The sequence below is a fragment of the Nocardia sp. NPDC004718 genome, assembly GCF_053601535.1.
The window spans coordinates 14,546-33,035 of record NZ_JBSGCA010000063.1 but is presented as its reverse complement, the minus strand read 5'-3'; the positions used below and the strand labels follow the sequence as shown (position 1 = coordinate 33,035).

18 protein-coding genes are annotated in these 18,490 nt (G+C 70.3%); 7 read left to right on the top strand and 11 right to left on the bottom strand.

The window, feature by feature from the left end; genetic code table 11:
• The coding region (locus ACWEH3_RS31410; protein ID WP_452358448.1) for a pyridoxal-phosphate dependent enzyme at positions 1-942 on the top strand (942 nt) is incomplete at its 5' end.
• A gap of 35 nt (positions 943-977) precedes the next feature.
• On the opposite strand, the gene ACWEH3_RS31405 is transcribed toward ACWEH3_RS31410, so the two are convergent.
• Entirely contained in the window at positions 978-1,325 is a 348-nt protein-coding gene (locus ACWEH3_RS31405; protein WP_450024200.1) for a DMT family transporter, read from the bottom strand.
• 121 nt (positions 1,326-1,446) lie between these two features.
• On the opposite strand from ACWEH3_RS31405, the gene ACWEH3_RS31400 reads away from it, so the two are divergent.
• Positions 1,447-2,712 carry a hypothetical protein gene (locus ACWEH3_RS31400; protein WP_450024198.1) on the top strand — a complete coding sequence of 422 codons (1,266 nt, stop codon included), beginning with the start codon at positions 1,447-1,449 and terminating at the stop codon, positions 2,710-2,712.
• Between the two features lie 32 nt (positions 2,713-2,744).
• On the opposite strand, the gene argH is transcribed toward ACWEH3_RS31400, so the two are convergent.
• The gene (gene argH, locus ACWEH3_RS31395; RefSeq protein WP_450024196.1) at positions 2,745-4,154 is read right to left on the bottom strand and encodes an argininosuccinate lyase; all 1,410 of its coding nucleotides are present in this window, start codon (positions 4,152-4,154) and stop codon (positions 2,745-2,747) included.
• Positions 4,155-4,681: 527 nt separating this feature from the next.
• Complete coding sequence (locus tag ACWEH3_RS31390; protein WP_450024194.1) at positions 4,682-5,884, bottom strand: argininosuccinate synthase; 1,203 nt, start codon at positions 5,882-5,884, stop codon at positions 4,682-4,684.
• Between the two features lie 557 nt (positions 5,885-6,441).
• Here ACWEH3_RS31390 and ACWEH3_RS31385 point away from each other — a divergent pair.
• Positions 6,442-7,137 carry a phosphatase PAP2 family protein gene (locus ACWEH3_RS31385; RefSeq protein ID WP_450024192.1) on the top strand — a complete coding sequence of 232 codons (696 nt, stop codon included), beginning with the start codon at positions 6,442-6,444 and terminating at the stop codon, positions 7,135-7,137.
• Here ACWEH3_RS31385 and ACWEH3_RS31380 read toward each other — a convergent pair.
• The 8 genes from ACWEH3_RS31380 to ACWEH3_RS31345 all read right to left on the bottom strand — a co-directional run bounded on the left by ACWEH3_RS31380 (position 7,105) and on the right by ACWEH3_RS31345 (position 15,291).
• Entirely contained in the window at positions 7,105-8,097 is a 993-nt protein-coding gene (locus ACWEH3_RS31380; RefSeq protein WP_450024190.1) for a diacylglycerol/lipid kinase family protein, read from the bottom strand. The genes ACWEH3_RS31385 and ACWEH3_RS31380 overlap by 33 nt on opposite strands.
• A gap of 252 nt (positions 8,098-8,349) precedes the next feature.
• A complete protein-coding gene (locus tag ACWEH3_RS31375; protein WP_051020632.1) occupies positions 8,350-8,865 on the bottom strand; it encodes an arginine repressor in 516 nt (171 codons plus the stop codon).
• A 225-nt stretch (positions 8,866-9,090) separates the two neighbouring features.
• Entirely contained in the window at positions 9,091-10,035 is a 945-nt protein-coding gene (argF, locus tag ACWEH3_RS31370) for an ornithine carbamoyltransferase (RefSeq protein ID WP_450024187.1), read from the bottom strand.
• Positions 10,032-11,234: an acetylornithine transaminase gene (locus tag ACWEH3_RS31365; protein WP_450024185.1), complete on the bottom strand. Its 1,203-nt coding sequence runs from the start codon at positions 11,232-11,234 to the stop codon at positions 10,032-10,034. Before ACWEH3_RS31365 ends, argF begins: the two co-directional genes overlap by 4 nt.
• Entirely contained in the window at positions 11,231-12,166 is a 936-nt protein-coding gene (gene argB, locus ACWEH3_RS31360) for an acetylglutamate kinase (RefSeq protein ID WP_450024183.1), read from the bottom strand. The genes ACWEH3_RS31365 and argB overlap by 4 nt, the downstream gene beginning before the upstream one ends.
• Complete coding sequence (gene argJ, locus ACWEH3_RS31355; RefSeq protein WP_450024181.1) at positions 12,163-13,380, bottom strand: bifunctional glutamate N-acetyltransferase/amino-acid acetyltransferase ArgJ; 1,218 nt, start codon at positions 13,378-13,380, stop codon at positions 12,163-12,165. The genes argB and argJ overlap by 4 nt, the downstream gene beginning before the upstream one ends.
• Positions 13,377-14,435 (bottom strand): N-acetyl-gamma-glutamyl-phosphate reductase, encoded by a 1,059-nt coding sequence (gene argC / locus ACWEH3_RS31350; protein ID WP_450024179.1) that lies wholly within the window; start codon positions 14,433-14,435, stop codon positions 13,377-13,379. Before argC ends, argJ begins: the two co-directional genes overlap by 4 nt.
• 148 nt (positions 14,436-14,583) lie before the next feature.
• Complete coding sequence (locus ACWEH3_RS31345; RefSeq protein WP_450024177.1) at positions 14,584-15,291, bottom strand: ArsR/SmtB family transcription factor; 708 nt, start codon at positions 15,289-15,291, stop codon at positions 14,584-14,586.
• Between the two features lie 64 nt (positions 15,292-15,355).
• Here ACWEH3_RS31345 and ACWEH3_RS31340 point away from each other — a divergent pair, with 64 nt between their 5' ends.
• The 4 genes from ACWEH3_RS31340 to ACWEH3_RS31325 all read left to right on the top strand — a co-directional run bounded on the left by ACWEH3_RS31340 (position 15,356) and on the right by ACWEH3_RS31325 (position 18,485).
• Entirely contained in the window at positions 15,356-16,168 is an 813-nt protein-coding gene (locus tag ACWEH3_RS31340; protein WP_450024175.1) for an isocitrate lyase/PEP mutase family protein, read from the top strand.
• 134 nt (positions 16,169-16,302) lie between these two features.
• Complete coding sequence (locus tag ACWEH3_RS31335; protein WP_450024173.1) at positions 16,303-16,905, top strand: dihydrofolate reductase family protein; 603 nt, start codon at positions 16,303-16,305, stop codon at positions 16,903-16,905.
• Positions 16,902-17,240 (top strand): YciI family protein, encoded by a 339-nt coding sequence (locus ACWEH3_RS31330; RefSeq protein WP_450024171.1) that lies wholly within the window; start codon positions 16,902-16,904, stop codon positions 17,238-17,240. The genes ACWEH3_RS31335 and ACWEH3_RS31330 overlap by 4 nt, the downstream gene beginning before the upstream one ends.
• The gene (locus ACWEH3_RS31325; RefSeq protein WP_450024169.1) at positions 17,241-18,485 is read left to right on the top strand and encodes an RNA polymerase sigma factor; all 1,245 of its coding nucleotides are present in this window, start codon (positions 17,241-17,243) and stop codon (positions 18,483-18,485) included.
• Positions 18,486-18,490 lie beyond the last annotated feature (5 nt).

Below are 18,490 nucleotides of genomic sequence, written 5' to 3'. Positions count from 1 at the left end.
ATCGAGTCGACGGTGTTCATGCCGGTCGGGGCGTCGCTGCCGAAGGTGACGGCGACCAAGGCATACGGTGCGCAAGTCCGCCAGGTGGGCGAGACCATCGACGAGTCACTGGACGCCGCACTGGATTTCGCCGACCGGTCCGGCGCGACGCTGATCCATCCGTTCGACCATCCCGATATCGTGGCCGGCCAGGCCACCGCCGGCGTGGAGATCGCGGAGCAGTTGCCGCAGGTCGGCACGGTGCTCGTGCCCACAGGCGGCGGCGGGCTCTTGGCGGGAGTCGCGGTCGCGCTGCGGCATCTGGCGCCGAACGTCCGCGTCATCGGGGTGCAGGCGGCGGAAGCGGCCGCCTGGCCGGGCTCGCTGGCGGCGGGCCACCCGGTCCGCGTCGAGCGGATGTCGACGATGGCCGACGGCATCGCGGTCGGGCAGCCCGGCAAAGTGCCGTTCGGCCATGTGGCCCAGCATGTTTCACGAATCGTGACGGTGGACGAGGAAGCGCTGTCGCAGGCGCTGCTGCTGTGCCTGGAACGCGCGAAGCTGATCGTCGAACCCGCGGGCGCCGCGGCGGTCGCCGCTCTGATGAGTATTTCGCCCGAGGAACTCGGCCTGCGGGGGCCGGTTTGCGCGATCCTGTCCGGCGGCAATATCGACCCTTTGCTGCTGACCCGGGTGATAGGTCACGGCCTGAGCGCGGCGGGTCGTTATCTCGCCGTGCGCGTGACGATCTCAGATCGCCCCGGCGCGCTGGGATCGCTGCTGGCGGTGGTGGGCAAGACGGGCGCCAGCGTGGTCGACGTGGCACACTCCCGCACCGGGACGTGGCTGGCCGTGGACGAGGTGGAAGTGGCGCTCACGCTGGAGACACGAGGTTCCGCTCATCGCGACGACGTGCTCACCGCCCTCGGGAACGCGGGATACGGCGTCCACGTATCGGATTGACCCGCGACAACTCGCGGGATGCCTCGCAACCGAAGTCAGTGCGCGCCGCCGAGTTCCAAGGCGAGCACGCCGAGTATCACGAGCCCGATGCCGCCGACCTGCACGAGGGTCAGCCGCTCGTTGAGGAACAGCACGCCGATCAGCGCGATCGCGGCGACGCCGATCAGCGCGATCGCGGCGACGCCGATCGCCGACCAGATGCCGTAAGCCACCCCGATCGGCATCCCTCGCTTCAGCGCCTGGGCGAGGAAGAAGAACGCCGTGCAATAGCCGACGACCACCACGATCGAAGGGACGAGCTTGGTGAATCCGTCGGACAGTTTCAGTGAAACGGTCGCGGTCACCTCGGAGGCGATGGCCAAGGCGAGCAGCAACAAGGTCATTTTCGCAGCCTAGTCACAGCCGTGACCCGGCCTCGGCCCCGGCAGCCGTGGGCACCGGCCCTCCCAGTGCCGGGGATTCGCGGACCGGCGACCGTTGCCGACGTGCCGATACGCTCGGCCGATGCGTAGCTCGAACGTTGCGGTGACCGGTTTTCCCTTCGACGAAGTGACCTGCAACGAGTTGCCGTATGCCGAGCGCGACGAGAGGTACCGGCGTCTGCACGAGTGGCCGGAACCGAGTTACGCGCACCGGTCCGGGCTGCGCATGATCTGGCAGTACGACGACGTGCGCGAAGTGCTGGACGCGACGACGCCGGGCATCTCCAGCGCGAATTCGCTGGATCCCCTCGTCGGTTACGCGCGCATCGCGGCGACGCCCCGCGCCATCCCGCATTTCATCCGGCACCTGGTTCCGCCACCGGCGAAGGCGACCGCCAACCTCTCCGACGACCTGTTGCACAAGCGGGTGTGGAATACCATGGCCGGGCCTTCTGGGCATTTCACCATCTCCCCCGCCGATCGGCCCGCCCGGGCCGCCGAGATGGCCGAGCACTTCCACGCGGCGGTGCGGGACGCGGGATTCCGGCCCGGCTCGCCGTTGGACGTGACTGCGTTGTCGATCGGTTATGCCGCCAGGACCGTCGGTGCGGCGGTCGGCTTGCCCGCATCGGACTGGCCGAACGTGGCCGCTTGGAGCGGAGCGCAATCGGGGCTGCTCGGCCGGGTGATGCGCGGACGCGAACTGGCCGACGCGGTGAGCGCGCTCGGCTGGCTGTTCACCGTCAGCGGCAGAGCGGTCCGCGCGGGCCGCGGCAGCGAGGCGACCGGGTTCGCCCGCACACTGCGCGACGCCGGGCTGTCCCATCGGATCGCGGTATCCGCCATGGCGAATTCACTGGCCGCAGGAGTGCACACGGTGAGCGGCAGCATTCAGCAAGGCGTCCAGCGACTGCTCGGCGATCCGGACCGGGTCTGGTGGGATCTGCTCGCCGAGCCGAACGGCGGCGCACGGGTCGCGGCGAAGATCCTTCAACTCGATCCGGGACTGGTGGCATGGAAGCGTCAGGCCAGGACGCCGGTCGTACTCTCCAGCGGCACGCGGCTGCCCGCCGGACCGTTGCTCGTGATGTTCGCCGCGGCGAACCGCGACCCGGAGGCGTTTCCCGACTGCCTGGCGCTGGGCCGGACCGGCAAGCTGCCGTTGACCTTCGGGTTCGGCAGGCATGTCTGTCCCGGCAAGAGCATGGCCACGCTGGCGGTCGAGGTGTTTCTCCGGCAGTTGCGCGAGCTGACGCCGGAAGCCGAAGCGGTGCCACGGTTCGGCGCGGGTACCCGGCGCCGCAGCGATCTGCTGTTCAGCGGAGCCGACATCACCGTCGTCGGATAGGCCCGGTCGCGGACAGCGGGCGGAGCCCGGGTTCAGTCCAGCCAGGCTTGCGCCGCGGCCGCCGCCTCGCGCACCTCCGCGAGCTGCGCCGCGACCTGGACACCGGCCGTACCGCCCCGGGCGTTGCGGGACGCGATGGAGCCCTGCACGGTGAGCACCTCGCGCACCTTCCCGGTCAGCGCAGGGTCGATCGCGGCGAACTCCTCGTCGGTGAGCTCGTCCAAGCCGACGCCGCGGGACTCGGCGGCACGCACGCACGCACCCGCCGCCTCGTGCGCGACCCGGAACGGAACACCCTGGCGGACGAGCCATTCGGCGATATCGGTGGCCAGCGTGAAACCCGCGGGCGCGAGTTCGGCCATGCGATCGGTGTGGAAGGTCAGCGTCGAGACCAAGCCCGCGATGGCCGGGAGCAGCAGTTCGAGTTGCGCGACCGAGTCGAAGAGAGGTTCCTTGTCCTCTTGGAGGTCGCGGTTGTAGGCCAGCGGCTGCGCCTTGAGGGTGGCCAGCAGGCCGGTGAGATTGCCGATCAGCCTGCCCGCCTTGCCTCGGGTCAGCTCGGAGACGTCCGGGTTCTTCTTCTGCGGCATGATCGACGAGCCGGTCGACCAGGCGTCGGCCAGCGTGACATAGCCGAATTCCGGTGTGCTCCAGAGGATCACCTCTTCGGCCATCCGGCTCAGGTCGACGCCGATCATGGCAAGCACGAACGCGGCCTCGGCGGCGAAGTCCCGCGCCGAGGTGGCGTCGATCGAGTTGGCGGCGGCCGCGTCGAAATCCAGATCCGCGGCGATGGCCTCCGGGTCGAGTCCCAGGGAGGAGCCCGCCAACGCGCCGGAACCGTAGGGCGACACCGCCGCGCGGCGATCGAAGTCGCGCAGCCGGTCGAGGTCGCGCAGCAGCGGGTGCGCGTGCGCGAGCAGATGATGAGCCAGCAGCACCGGCTGCGCCGCCTGCAAATGGGTCTTACCCGGCATCACCGCGTCCGGATGCGCGGCCGCCTGCTCCACCAGCGCGTCGACCACCGCGAGGACGCCCGCGGCCACCCGGCGCACGCCGTCGCGCAGCCACATCCGGAACAGCGTGGCCACCTGGTCGTTGCGCGAACGCCCCGCCCGCAACCGGCCACCGAGCTCCGTGCCGACCCGTTCGATCAGACCGCGTTCCAGCGCGCCGTGTACGTCCTCATCCGACTCGGCGGGGCCGAACGCGCCGGACGCTACGTCCGCAGCGAGGCGATCCAGCCCGTCGAGCATGCCGGACAGGTCGGTGTCGGAGAGCAGCCCTGCCTTGTGCAGCACACGCGCGTGCGCCTTCGACGCGCGGATGTCGTAGGGGGCCAGCGCCCAGTCGAAGTGGGTCGACTTGCTCAGCGCGGCCATGGCCTCGGCCGGTCCGGAGGCGAATCGCCCGCCCCAGAGCGCACCTTGGTTCGTGCTCATGCTGTTCCGCCTCTCCGGGTATTCAGGCCGTACCAGTTGGGTGGGTGGTGGGTTTGCGTTCAGGTCTTGCGTTGGGTGTCGGTCGGGTTTTGGGCGTACCCGGTGAGTTACCCATGTTCTTGCGAGATCAGTTGGTGCGTTGCTGCGCGAGATCAGTTGTGCGTTGGTTTGTGGGATCAACTGGTGCGTTGACTTGCGACTCAGTCGTTCCGTTGGCTCGGGCAACCAGTTGTTGCGTCGGCGCGGAGGTCGAATCGTTCCTGCTCGACGCAGCTGGGCCGTTCGGTGGTTGCTCGACACCATCTGCCGAGAGCGGCCTCGCGCGTCGGGGCGAAGGCGTACGCAGGTTCCTTTCGGGGTGCACTGCTGCCCTGCCAGCACGCTCCGAACGCCGATTCGAGCCTACGGCCTACCTACCCCACCGCCGCCGAAGTCGAGGCGGTGCAGCGCGAATTCTGGTTCGAGGCCACCCTTCGCGGGAGCTGTCGGCGTGCCGGCACTCGTTGCGGCACCGGCACGCCGAGTGCCTACTTCTGGTTCAGGTCGCGGCGGGCGGCGACCTTGGAGGACAGGCCGTGGATCTGGACGAAGCCCTTGGCCAGGGACTGGTCGAAGGTGTCGCCCTCGTCGTAGGTGGCCAGGTTGAAGTCGTAGAGCGACTGCTCCGAGCGGCGGCCGTTGACCACGGCGGAGCCGCCGTGCAGCACCATCCGGATGTCGCCGGAGACGTGCTGCTGGGTGTCGAGGATGAACGCGTCCAGCGCGCGCTTGAGCGGGGAGAACCACAGGCCGTCGTAGGCCAGCTCGCCCCAGCGCTGCTCGACCTGCCGCTTGTAGCGGCCCAGCTCGCGCTCGATGGTGACGTTCTCCAGGGCCTGGTGCGCGGTGATCAGCGCGATGGCGCCCGGAGCCTCGTAGATCTCCCGGCTCTTGATGCCGACCAGGCGGTCCTCGACCATGTCCAGGCGGCCGACGCCCTGGCGGCCCGCGCGATGGTTCAGCTCGACGATCGCTTCCAGCACGCTGACCTGGCGGCCGTCGATGGCCACCGGAACGCCCTTGTCGAAGGTGACGATGAGTTCGTCGGGAGCCTCGAAGTTGACGGTCGGGTCGGAGGTGTAGTCGTAGACGTCCTTGGTCGGGGCGTTCCACAGGTCCTCGAGGAACCCGGTCTCCACCGCGCGGCCCCAGACGTTCTGGTCGATGGAGAACGGCGACTTCTTGGTGACGTTGATCGGCAGCGCGTTCTCCTCGGCGAAGGCGATGGCCTTCTCCCTGGTCCAGGCGTAGTCACGGACCGGGGCGATCACGTTCAGGTCGGGCGCGAGCGCGCCGATGCCGACCTCGAAGCGGACCTGGTCGTTGCCCTTGCCGGTGCAGCCGTGCGCGACGGTGCGCGCGCCGTGGAACTTGGCGGCCTCGACCAGGTGCTTGACGATGAGCGGGCGGCTGATCGCCGACACCAGCGGGTACTGGCCCATGTACATCGCGTTGGCCTGGATGGTGGGCAGGCAGTACTGGTCGGCGAACTCGTCGCGCGCGTCGACCACGATCGCCTCGACGGCGCCGCAGTCCAGGGCGCGCTGGCGCACCACGTTCATGTCCTCGCCACCCTGGCCGAGGTCGATGGCCACGGCCACCACTTCGGCGCCGGTCTCCTTGCCGATCCAGCTGATCGCGACGGAGGTGTCCAGCCCACCGGAGTAGGCGAGTACGACGCGCTCGGACATGTTCTGTGTGCTCCTCGATGTTCGGTAGGTGTATCAGCAGTATGGCGGGTGTCCGAGCGGTGGGAAGCCCGGCCCCGACGCCTCGAGACCAGCCTGGGCGGGTCCGCGTCGTTCTACAAATGATTATGCACGATGATGCAATCCCATTCATAATCGGGGTCGGCGTACACAGGAGTCGACCTGACATACCGAGTGTGGGATTCGGTGGGTGCGGGCAGGTCGCCGCTGCCGACCGGCGCCCGGCTGGCCGCACGCACATGCTGCATCGTTTTTCGCACCGTGAACCAGGGCGGTGACGTCTGGGCGACTGCAGTCAGCGACCTTGGCTCGGTTGAGCCAGAACTGGTAGAACGCGTACGGCGAGGTCGTCCCCAGGTCGAGCCGGATCGCGCCGCCTTCGGTCTTCCGTCGGATGCTGTCGACGCCGTGCCCAACAGGTCCTGCCGCTCGAGTCGATGGAGCCGTGGAACTCGGCGGGCTCGACCCATTCACATTCGGGTTCCCGCTCGCGCGCACTGGTCGATCGGCGGTAGCAGCCCTCGACCTACGATCACCTTATGCCGGAGCAGATCGACAAGCAGCAGACGGTCGGGGACGCCATCGCAAGGAAGGTCGAGGACCAGCGGGGTGCGAGGTCCCCGTGGGCGGAAGCGTTGCGCGAGCTGGGAGCGGTCGACCGAGCGGCGTACCGAGCCGTGGCCGTGACTCCCACGCCTCAGTTGGACGATGCCTTTCGCCGACTTTCGCAGGCGGCCAACTACTCACGTCTGTGGCTCGGCATCGCTGCGGTGATCGCCGCCCTCGGAGGTGAACGTGGACGCCGGGTGGCGCTCGAGGGTGTGCTCGCGATCGGTGCGACGTCCGCGACCGTGAATCTCGGCATCAAGCCTCTTGCCCATCGGCGGCGTCCGGAGCGACCCGACCCGGACCCGTTCGGAGCCCGTCTCGTTCCCATGCCGGAGTCCGCGTCTTTCCCGTCCGGTCACGCCGCCTCGGCTTTTGCGTTCGCCTATACGGTGGGCCGGCACTACCCGGCGCTGGCAGTGCCGATCCGGTTGCTCGCCGGCGGGGTGGCCTATTCGAGGGTGCACACCGGCGTGCACTACCCCGGTGACGTCGTGCTCGGCTCGGTCCTCGGAGCCGGAACGTCGGCCATGGTGGCGGGCGTACGCGACCGCAGGTATCGGTCGTCGAGGCGGAGAGGCGTCGTACCCGGACGACTATTCCGACGCCTGCCTGCGGACGGACGGTGAAGCGCTCCTCGGGGACCTTGCGGGTCGCAGGCGAGCGGAGGGCGAGGCGCCAGGATGCCGGGACGAGATGCGCACGCGGAGCGCCGCCGGGCGAATGACGAATCCGAGCGGCGCGTTCAGCACCACCGGCTCGCCGTCGATACCCGCGTGCACGGGCGCGGAGGCGAAGACCTCGAAGTCCGGTGCGCTCCAAGCGCGCCCCGGAGGACGCCGCCCGGCATGCGGTGCGTCGAGAACGACGATGCCCAGTAGGCCGCTCTCGAGCGACGGGCGACTGCCCAGGACAGGAGGGCCCAACGCGTAGGGGTTGTTCGAAACCAGCACAACGGCGAGCTGAGCGTGCTGCCGGCCGACGTCGTCGACGAGGTGCAGCGCCGGCGTCCTCCCACCGGGGCCGGCCACCCGATCGGCCGTTTCCATAAGAGTGCGCACCTTGGCGTCGCGATAAGCCGGATGGCGGACCGCCTCACCGTAGATCCCGAGCGAAACGTTGTTCACGAATGCGCGGCCGTTCACTTCTGCCAGGTCGATCCGGCGCTCGACCCCAACGGTGAACGCGTCGAGCGCGCCCGCCACGTCCTGCCGGTTCACTCCCAGGTCGAGCGCGAAGTGGTTACGTGTCCCGGCTGGGACGCAGATGAACGGCACACCCTGCCCGGCGGCGGCCGCTGCCACGACCGCGAGGGACCCGTCGCCACCCGCCATCCCCAGCGCGTCCGCGCCCTGCTTCACCGCCTCCTCGACGCGTTCGGTGAGGCTCTGGCCGGGATCGAGAACGATCACCTTTATCCCGAGATCCCGTGCCCGTTCGGCCACCCTCGCGCGGCCGGCCGCGCCATCGCCCGACTTCGGGTTGACAAACAACACGGGCCGTTGCGGCGGGTCCACGACACTCCAGCCACAAGGGGCCGATCTCTGCTCGGACGGGCCGCTGCTCGGCCGCACCAATGGGAAGGTCATGATGCTTTCCCCCGGCTGCCGCCAGCTACCGATGGCGACCTCACCTCGCCTTCGCAGACCCCGCTGGTCGGGTTCCGCGGAGGACCGTTGGCCGCTCGTCGGCATCGGACTGACACGTCATGCCCCCATTGGCGGGTTACTGACCCTGACACTTCCGTATCTTACGTCTCGGTCCACGGCGACCCGGTACGACGATCTGTGGTCCGGCGAGGATCGGCGGTCCGACGAATCACGCACGGAGTCGGGGACGGATCAGGCGAGTTGTTCGATCTTCGCGGCTACTTCCGCACCGGTCAGGGGTTCGCGCGCGATGACGGCGATGGTGTCGTCGCCCGCGATGGTGCCCACGATGTACGGCAAGGCCGCGCGGTCGAGTGCGCTGGCCAGGTAGTGGGCCGCGCCGGGCGGAGTGCGCAGGACCGCGATGTTGCCGCTGGCGTCGGTGGAGACCAGCAGGTCGCCGAGCAGTTTGGACAGCCGGTCGGTGCCGCCGGTGACGCCGCGGACGGGACTGCCGTCCTCGGGCACCACGTAGACGCCCGCGCCGCCGTCGGCCGCGCGCAGTTTCACCGCGCCCAATTCGTCGAGGTCCCGTGACAGCGTGGCCTGGGTGGTCTCGATGCCTTCGGCGGCCAGCAGCGCGGCCAGCTCGGTCTGGCTTCGCACGGCGTGGGCCGACAGCAGTTCGATGATGCGCGACTGCCGACCGGCGCGGGTGCGTGCGATGGCCGGGCCGCTTCGTCCCGATTCCGACTGCGAAACGCTCACGATCGTGCCTCGCTGGTGAGCAGGATCGGCGTACGCGGCTCAGCGCGATGTCTGCGGCGCACTCGCTGGCTCTCCCTCACCGCTGCACCTCGCTGGGGACCGATTCGCCCGCTGTGCACGATGAGTACGGGCCATGCCGGTGATACGCACGCCCTCGCTCGCGCTGTGCCCTTCCGGCACGAGCGGAGCCGGTCACGCTCCGCTGCCGCCTCCTGGCCGGACCGCTCACGCCGAGCCCCCGTATCGTCGCTCCAGCAGCCAGACCAGCAGCGCCTTCTGCGCGTGCAGGCGGTTCTCCGCCTCGTCCCACACCACGCTGTGCGGCCCGTCGAGCACCTCGTCGGTGACCTCTTCGCCGCGGTGCGCGGGCAGGCAATGCAGCACGACCGCGTCCGGCTTCGCGTGCGCGAGCAGTTCGGCGTTGAGCTGGAACGGGCGGAACGGACCCACCCGGTCCATGCCGTCGTTCTCCTGCCCCATGGACGTCCAGGTGTCGGTAACCAGCGCGTCGGCGCCCCACGCGGCGGCGACCGGGTCGCCGGTCACCGTGATGGTGGCGCCGGTCTCGGCGGCCCGCTTGCGCGCGGCCTCCACCACCCACGGCTGCGGCTCGAACCCGGCGGGCGCGGCGATGGTCACGTTCAGACCCGCCGTGGCGCCGCCGAGCAGCAGCGAGTGCGCCATGTTGTTGGCGCCATCGCCGAAGTAGGCCAGTTCGCGACCGGTCAGGTCGCCCTTGTGCTCGGCGAGCGTTTGCAGGTCCGCGAGCACCTGGCAGGGATGGAACTCGTTGGACAGCGCGTTGACCACCGGCACCGTCGCGGTGGCGGCCATCTCGTCCAGCCGGGACTGCTCGAAGGTGCGCCACACGATGGCGTCCACGTACCGGGACAGCACCCGGCCGGTGTCGCCGAGGGTCTCCTCCCGGCCCAGCTGGGTGTCGCGGCCGTCGACGACCACCGCGTGCCCGCCGAGCTGGGCGATGCCCATCTCGAAGGAGAACCGGGTGCGGGTGGAGTTCTTCTCGAAGATCACGCCGACGCCGCGCGGACCCTCCAGCGGGCGCCGCGCGAACGGCGATTTCTTGAGTTCGGCCGCGAGGGCGAGGATCTCGGCCTGCTCAGCCGGGCTGACATCGTCGTCACGCAGGAAATGCCGCACGGAAGTCATTGCGCTGCAGCCCCTTTCGCGTCCGCGAGCGCGGAGTCGAGAATCCCCGGCAGGTCGGCGACGAAATTGTCGGCCTGGGTCTCGGTGAGCACCAGCGGCGGCGCCAGCCGGATCACGTCGGGCTTGGCCGGGTTGACCAGGTAGCCCGCCTCCCGCGCCCGCGCCTCGACCTGTGCGGACACCTCGTCGGTGAGCACGATGCCCAGCAACAGGCCCGCACCGCGGACCTGATCGATGAGCGGATGCTCGAGCAGTTCGATGCCGTCGCTGAGCCGCTTGCCGACCGACTCGACGTGCGAGAGCAGATCGGTCTCATCGATCGTGCGCAGCACCGCGAGCGCCGCCGCGGCGCACACCGGATTGCCGCCGAAGGTGGTGCCGTGCATGCCGGGGGTGAGCAGATCGGCCGCCCGCCCGGTGGCCAGCACCGCGCCGATCGGCAGTCCGCCGCCGAGGCCCTTGGCCAGGGTGATCACGTCCGGGACGATGCCGACGGCCTGGTGGGCATAGAACTTCCCGGTCCGGCCGATGCCGGTCTGCACCTCGTCCAGCACCAGCAGCGCACCCTTGCGCGCGGTGATCTCCCGCGCCTTGGCCAGGTAGTCGAACGGCGGTACCACCACGCCGCTCTCCCCCATCATCGGCTCGAGGAACACCGCGGCGGTGTCCTCGTCGACCGCGGCCTCCAGCGCCGCGGCGTCGCCGTAGGGCACGTGCACGACGCCGGGCGGCATCGGTTCGAACGGGGTGCGCTTGGACGGCTGCCCGGTGAGGGCGAGCGCGCCCATGGTGCGGCCGTGGAAGGCCTCCTCGCAGGCGACGAGCTTGGGCCGCCCGGTCAGCCGCGCGATCTTGAACGCCGCTTCGACGGCCTCGGTGCCGGAGTTGCAGAAGAACGCCCGGCCTTCGCCGTCGCCGAAGTGCGCGAGCAGCCGCTCGGCCAGCTCGACGACCGGCTCGCTGGCATACAGATTCGACACGTGCCCGAGCGTGCCGAGCTGCTGGGTGACCGCCTCCAGAATCGCCGGGTGCGCGTGCCCCAGGCTGTTGACCGCGATGCCGCCGAGGAAATCGACGTAGCGCTTGCCGTCCGCGTCGTAGACCACGGCTCCCGCGCCGCGGACCAGCGCGACCTTCGGGGTGCCGTAGTTGTTCATCAGCGCGGCGGACCACCGCTGCTGCAGTTCAGCTGTGCTCATTGTTTCGTTCCGTTCGGCGCGCCGGACCCGTTCGGGATGAGCGGGGCGGGCGTCACCATCGTTCCGATTCCTTCTCCGGTGAACAGTTCCAGCAGCACGGCGTGCGCGACCCGGCCGTCGATGACATGCGCGGTCGGCACCCCGGCCGTCACGGCGCGCAGGCAGGCTTCCATCTTGGGCACCATGCCCGCATCGAGGCGTGGGAGCAACTCGGCCAATGCTTTCGAATCGATGCTGGAGGTGAGCGACGACCGGTCCGGCCAGTTCGTGTACAGGCCTTCGACGTCGGTGAGCATCACCAGTTTCTCGGCGCCGATGCCCTCGGCGAGCGCCGCGGCGGCGGTGTCGGCGTTGATGTTGTGCACCACGCCGTCGGCGTCCGGGGCGATGGTCGAGACCACGGGAATTCGGCCCGCCCCGATCAGATCCAGCACGGCATCCGGGTTCACCTCGGTGACGTCGCCGACCAGCCCGATGTCGGTGGGCTCGCCGTCGACATCGACCGTGCGACGGGTCGCGGTGAACAGCCCGGCGTCCTCACCGGAGATGCCGACCGCGTACGGGCCGTGCGAGTTGATCAGGCCGACCAGCTCGCGGCCGACCTGACCGAACAGCACCATCCGCACCACATCCATCACCTCGGGGGTGGTCACCCGGAAGCCGCCGCGGAATTCGCCTTGCAGCCCGAGCTTTTTCAGCATCGCGCTGATCTGCGGGCCGCCGCCGTGCACCACCACCGGGTGCACGCCGACCGTGCGCAGGAACGCCATGTCGGCGGCGAAAGCCCGCTTGAGGTCGTCGTCGACCATGGCGTTGCCGCCGTACTTCACGACGACGATCTTGTCCCGGAACTTCTGCAACCACGGCAGGGCGTCGGCCAGGACGTGCGCCTTGTCCAACGCCGAAAGCGTGTGCAACACATGGCTGGTCATGAGCTGTAGGCCGAGTTCTCTTCGACGTAACCGTGCGAGAGGTCGGTGGTGCGGATGGTCGCACGCGCGGAGCCGACGTTCAGGTCGATCAGCACCTCGATGTCGGCGCCGGACAGATCGACCTCGCGTGCGCCGGGCGCGCCGACGCCATCGATGCACACCGGTTTGCCGTTGAACGACACCGAGATCCGGTTCGGGTCCAACGTCACCGGCGCCATGCCGACCGCCGCGAGCACCCGGCCCCAGTTCGGGTCGGATCCGAACAGCGCCGTCTTGACCAGGCTGTCGCGGGCGACGGTGCGCGCCGCGGCCACGGCCTCGTCCTCGCTGACCGCGCCCGCGACGGTGACCAGCACCCGCTTGGTGACGCCCTCGGCGTCGGCCATCAGCTGGGCGGCCAGATCGTCGCAGACCGCGAGCACGGCGGCGTCCAGTTCCTCCTGGCTCGGGCTGACCTCGCTGGCGCCGTTGGCCAGCAGCAGCACGGTGTCGTTGGTGGAGCAGGAGCCGTCCACGTCGAGCCGGTCGAAGGTGCGCGCGGTGGCGTTGCGCAGCGCGCGGTCGAGCTGATCGGCGGTCACCGCCGCGTCGGTGGTGAGCACCACCAGCATGGTCGCCAGCGACGGGGCCAGCATGCCCGCGCCCTTCGCCATGCCGCCGACGTTCCACTTGTCGCGATGGTGGAACGCCGCCTCCTTGGGCACCGTGTCGGTGGTCATGATGGCCCACGCGGCATCCGCGCCGCCGGACAGGCCGCCGCCCATCTCGTGCACGATCTCGGTGACGGCGGGGATCAGTTTGTCCATCGGAAGCCGGTCGCCGATGAGCCCGGTGGAGCAGACCGCGATCTCCCCCGCTCCGGTCTCGGTGCCCCAGTTGCTCAGCGCGGCGGCGAGTTCCTCGGCGGTCTTGTGCGTGTCCTGGAATCCGCCCGGGCCGGTGCAGGCGTTGGCGCCGCCGGAGTTCAGGATCACCGCGCGCAGCCGCTTGCCGGTCAGCACCTGCTGCGACCACAGCACCGGAGCGGCCTTCACCTTGTTGCGGGTGAACACGCCCGCGGCCGGATACTCCGGCCCCTCGTTGAACACCAGCGCCAGGTCCGGCTTGCCGCTGACCTTGATGCCCGCGGCGATGCCCGCCGCGCGGAAGCCGAGCGGTGCGGTCACGCCCTGGGTGCGGACCAGCTTGCCGCTGGCGGTGTCGGTCGAAGTCACGGTGCCACTCCTACGGTGGAAAGTCCTTCGGTCTCCTCGAAACCGAGGGCCAGGTTCATCGATTGCACCGCGGCGCCCGCGGTGCCCTTGGTCAAGTTGTCGATCGCGCCGATCACCACGAGCACGCCCGCGTCGGCGTCCACGGCCACCTGCAGGGTGACGGCGTTGGAGCCGAGCACCGACCCGGTCTGCGGCAGCACTCCCTCCGGCAGCAGGTGCACGAAAGGCTCGTCGGCATAGGCTTTTTCGTAGACCGCGCGCGCCTGCGCCGCGTCGACGCGAATCGGTGCGGTGCAGGTGGCCAGGATGCCGCGCGGCATCGGCGCGAGTACCGGCGTGAAGGACACCGTGACGTCGGTGCCGCCGGCCGCCGTGAGGTTCTGCGCGATCTCCGGGGTGTGCCGGTGCGCGCCCGCGATCCCATAGGCCCGCGCCGAACCCATCACCTCCGACCCCAACAGCCCGATGTCCAGCTTGCGGCCCGCTCCGGAAGTGCCGCTCACCGCGACCACGTGCACGGTGGGCTCCACGATGCCCGCGGCGACGGCGGGAGCCAGCGCGAGGCTGGCTACGGTCGGATAGCAGCCGGGGACCGCGATCCGCGTCGCGCCCCGCAGCTTCTCCCGGCCGCCGGGCAGCTCGGGCAACCCGTAGGGCCAGCTGCCCGCATGGGGGCTGCCGTAGTATTTCTCCCAGGCCTCGGGGTCGGTGAGCCGGAAGTCGGCGCCACAGTCGATGATCACGGTGGACTCGGGCAACTCGGCGGCGATGGCCGCGGACTGGCCGTGCGGCAGGCCGAGGAAGACCACGTCGTGCCCGGCCAGCTCGGCGGCCGTGGTCGGCGCGAGCACCCGATCGGCCAGTGGCAGCAGATGCGGCTGCAGCTCCCCCAGCGGGGTGCCCGCGTTGGAGCCCGCGGTCAGCGCCCCGATGACGAGGCGCCCGGTTCGGTAGGCCGGATGCCCCAGCAGCAGACGCAACACTTCGCCGCCCGCGTACCCGCTGGCACCGGCTACCGCGACCCGCACGGCGGGTCCGCCCGAGGAATCAACCATGTGATGATTATGCATGACTATGCAAGCTCATTCACAGCCTGGTCGCCGGGAGCGGTTCACGACCACCAGATACCCGCCGCGTCGTCACGCGAAACGGCCCGCTCGCGGCCTTGGTCACGCGAGCTACGGCGCATCGGTCCGCCGCAGGTCAGCGCAGCAGTTCGGGGGCGATGCCCAGCGTCGCCGCCAGCCCGGCCTCGCCCCGCGCCGTCACGCGCACGGCGCGGCCGCTACCGATCCGCTTGATCCACGCCAGCTCGATCATGCGGCGGCAGAGTTGCGCGCCCGCCGCGCCACCCAGATGAACGCGGCGCTCGGTCCAGTCCAGACACGGCCGGACGATCGGCCGTCGCGTAGCGCGCAGCGCGGCGGGGTCGACGCCCATCGGCCCGGTGAGCCACGCCGAACCGGACTCCGTCAGCGCGAACCCGCTGTCGCCGCGCAACAGGCCCTGCGCGGTCATGGCGTCGGTGACCGCCACACCCAAACGGCCCGCGAGATGGTCGTAACAGGTGCGGCCACGGGCCAGCGCGGCGGCGGCGGTCGCGGTGCGCAGCCCGGTCGCCGGGGCTGCGGGCGGGCCGAGATGGGCGACCATGGCCTCGAGCAGGTCCGCGACCCGCGGCCCGGCCAGCCGCAGGTAGCGGTGTCTGCCCTGCCGATGCTCGATCACCAACCCGCCGTCGCGCAGCCGGTCCAGGTGTTGCGTCGCGGTGGACGGCGCGACACCGGTATGACGAGCGAGTTCGCCCGCGGTCCAGGCCCGTCCGTCCAGCAGCGCGAGGCAGATGTCGGCGCGGGTGCGGTCGGCGAGCAGGGCGGCCAGGCCCGCCAGTTCGGCTCCTCGATCGGACATCACCTCATCATTGCGCGTGGTTGTTTCGGCGGGCGCCGAAACGTCCCGTGGCTACGGTCGCGGCATGACTTCGTCTTCTCCGGCGGCGCCCGCGCCGACAAAGTTCGAGATCTTCCGCGCCCTGCACCACCGCGACCTGCCCCTCGTGCTGCCCAACGCCTGGGATTTCGCCTCGGCGGCGTTGCTGGCGACCGAGGGATTCCCGGCGATCGGCACCACCAGCCTGGGCGTGGCCGCCGCGGCGGGGCTCGCCGACGGTGCGGGCGTCACCAAGGCGGAGACCTTCGACGCCGCCCGGCGCCTGGGTCGGCTGCCCACCCCGATCACCGTCGACATCGAGGGCGGGTTCGACGAGCGGCCCGAAGCGGTCGCCGATTTCGCCGGACAACTCGCCGCCTGCGGGATCGCGGGTATCAACCTCGAGGACGGCCGCGCGGGTTCCGCTCTGGCCGACCCACGGCACCAAGCCGCCCTGATCGGCGCGATCAAGGACCGCACACCGCAGCTGTTCGTCAATGCCCGCGTCGACACCTACTGGCTCGGCCTCGACCACGGCTCCGCACACGAGCGTGCGCGGCGCTATGCCGCGGCCGGAGCCGACGGCGTGTTCGTGCCCGGCGTGGCCGACCCGGCCCGCATCGAGCGGATCGTGGCGGCGACCGAGCTGCCGGTCAACGTCCTCTATTCGGCCACCGGCCCGGGCATCGCGACGCTGACAGACCTGGGTGTCCGCCGGATCAGCACCGGATCGCTGCTCTACCGCGCCGCGCTGTCGGCCGCGGTGGACGTGGCCCGCGCCGTGCGGCACGACGCGCCCGTCACGCCGGGCATCGTCAGCTATTCCGACATCCAACGCCTCCTGCCCGCCGGCTCCTGACCGGTGAATCCGCACGACGCCGCGTTGCCGGGAAAATTGGGCGGAAAAGTATTCCGCGCTCGCTGTCGATACGCCGGTCGTCCGTTCGTGTACGGGGTGAGACCGGCGCCGCGCCGGTCGCGGAGGGAGCGGAGATGAGCAAGATCATCGCGGTGGAGCATCTGAGCTTGGACGGCGTCATGCAGGCGCCCGGCCGGGCGGATGAGGACAGCAGGGACGGATTCGCCCACGGCGGCTGGGCACACCGGCACGACGACCCGGTGCAGGCGGAGGTCATGGGCAGGCACATGGCGGCCAACCGCGGCGCGCTGCTGCTCGGCAGGCGCACCTACGAGGATTTCGCGGGATACTGGCCGCGACAGGTCGGCGATCCGATGGCCGAGGCGCTGGACAAGACCGAGAAGATCGTCGCCTCGCGCACCGGAAGCGGGCCGCTGGCCTGGCAGAATTCGACCTGGCTCGGCGGCGACGCGGCGACGATGGTGCCCGGAATACAGCGGCGGCAGCCGGACCGGAACCTGGTGGTACTCGGCAGCGGTGACCTGTTGCGTTCTCTGATGCGTCACGATCTCGTGGACGAGTACCTATTGCTGACCCATCCGCTGGTGCTCGGCACCGGTCGCCGCCTGTTCGACGGCGTGGGGCCGGTCGGCCTGCGGTCGGTCGACACCGTGGTGACCGGCACCGGTGTCGTCATCACCACCTACCGGCGTGCGTGCGGGAGGACGACGGAATGAAGAACTATCTGCTCGGCATCTACCAGCCCGACGAAGGCGTGCCGGACAACCTGGACCAGATCATGCGCGATCTCGCGGCGCTGAACGACGAGATGCGGGCGGCGGGAGCCTGGGTGTTCGCGGCGGGCCTGCACGCGCCGAGCACCGCCACCGTGCTGCGCGCCAAGGGCGACGACATGCTGATCACCGATGGCCCGTATGTCGAGGGCAAGGAGCACATCGGAGGGTTCACCGTCATCCGCGCCGCCGATCTCGACGAGGCCCTGGAGTGGGGGCGCAGGCTCGCCGCCGTCGTCACTCTGCCCATCGAAGTCCGTCCGATCCGAGACGAATAGATGAGCGAGGCCGGGACCGGCTCGGTGATCGAAGCGGTGTTCGCCGAGCACTACGGCCGTGCGGTGGCGAGCCTGATCCGCGTGTTCGGAGACATCGGCGTCGCCGAGGACGCGGTGCAGGACGCGTTCGCCGCCGCCGTCCAGCGCTGGCCCGCCGACGGTGTCCCGCCGAGCCCGCCCGGCTGGATCATCACCGCCGCGCGCAACCGAGCGATCGACCGCCTGCGCCGCGACGCCTCCCGGGCGGACCGGCACGCGCAGGCCGCACTCCTGCATGCCGAGGACGAACCGTTGGAGCCCGTGAGCGCCGTGCGCGACGATCGCCTCCGGTTGATCTTCACCTGCTGCCACCCCGCCCTCGCGCCGCAGGCGCGGGTGGCACTGACCCTGCGGCTGCTCGGCGGGTTGGGCACCGCCGAGATCGCCCGCGCCTTCCTGGTCTCGGAAGCGACCATGGCGCAACGCTTGGTGCGCGCCAAAGGCAAGATCCGGGATGCCCGCATTCCCTACCGGGTGCCCGCGGACGCCGAGTTGCCCGCCCGGCTGCGCGCGGTACTCGCCGTCGTGTATCTCATCTTCACCGAGGGGCACACCGCCTCCTCCGGCGCGCGGCTGGTCCGGGCCGACCTCTGCGCCGAGGCCATCCGCCTCGGGCGCTTGCTGGCAGAGCTGATGCCGGACGAGCCCGAGGTGGCCGGACTGCTCGCGCTGATGCTGCTGAGCGAGTCCCGCCGGGCCGCCCGCACGGGTGCCGACGGCTCTCTCGTCCCCCTCGCGGAGCAGGATCGCAGCCGGTGGGACCGCGACCTCGTCGCCGAAGGACACGCGCTCGTCCGGCAGTGCCTGCGCCGCAACCGGCCGGGGCAGTACCAGCTGCAGGCGGCGATCAACGCGGTGCATGCCGACGCCCCCGCCGCCGCGGCCACCGACTGGACCCAGATCCTGCGGCTCTACGACCAGCTCGCCGCACTCACGCCGAGTCCGATCGTCACGCTCAATCGCGCGGTGGCGGTCGCCGAAATACACGGTCCGGCAACGGCCTTGGCACAGGTGGACGCCCTGCCCCTGGCGGGGTACCACCTGTTCCATGCCATCCGCGCCGACCTGTTGACCCGGCTCGGCCGCACCGAGGAGGCCGCCGCCGCCTACGACGCCGCCATCGCCCGCACCGAGAATGCCGCCGAGCGCAGTTTCCTGGCGCGTCGGCGCGCCGAACTCGATGGGCAACCACGCCGGAGCGATTGACGGCC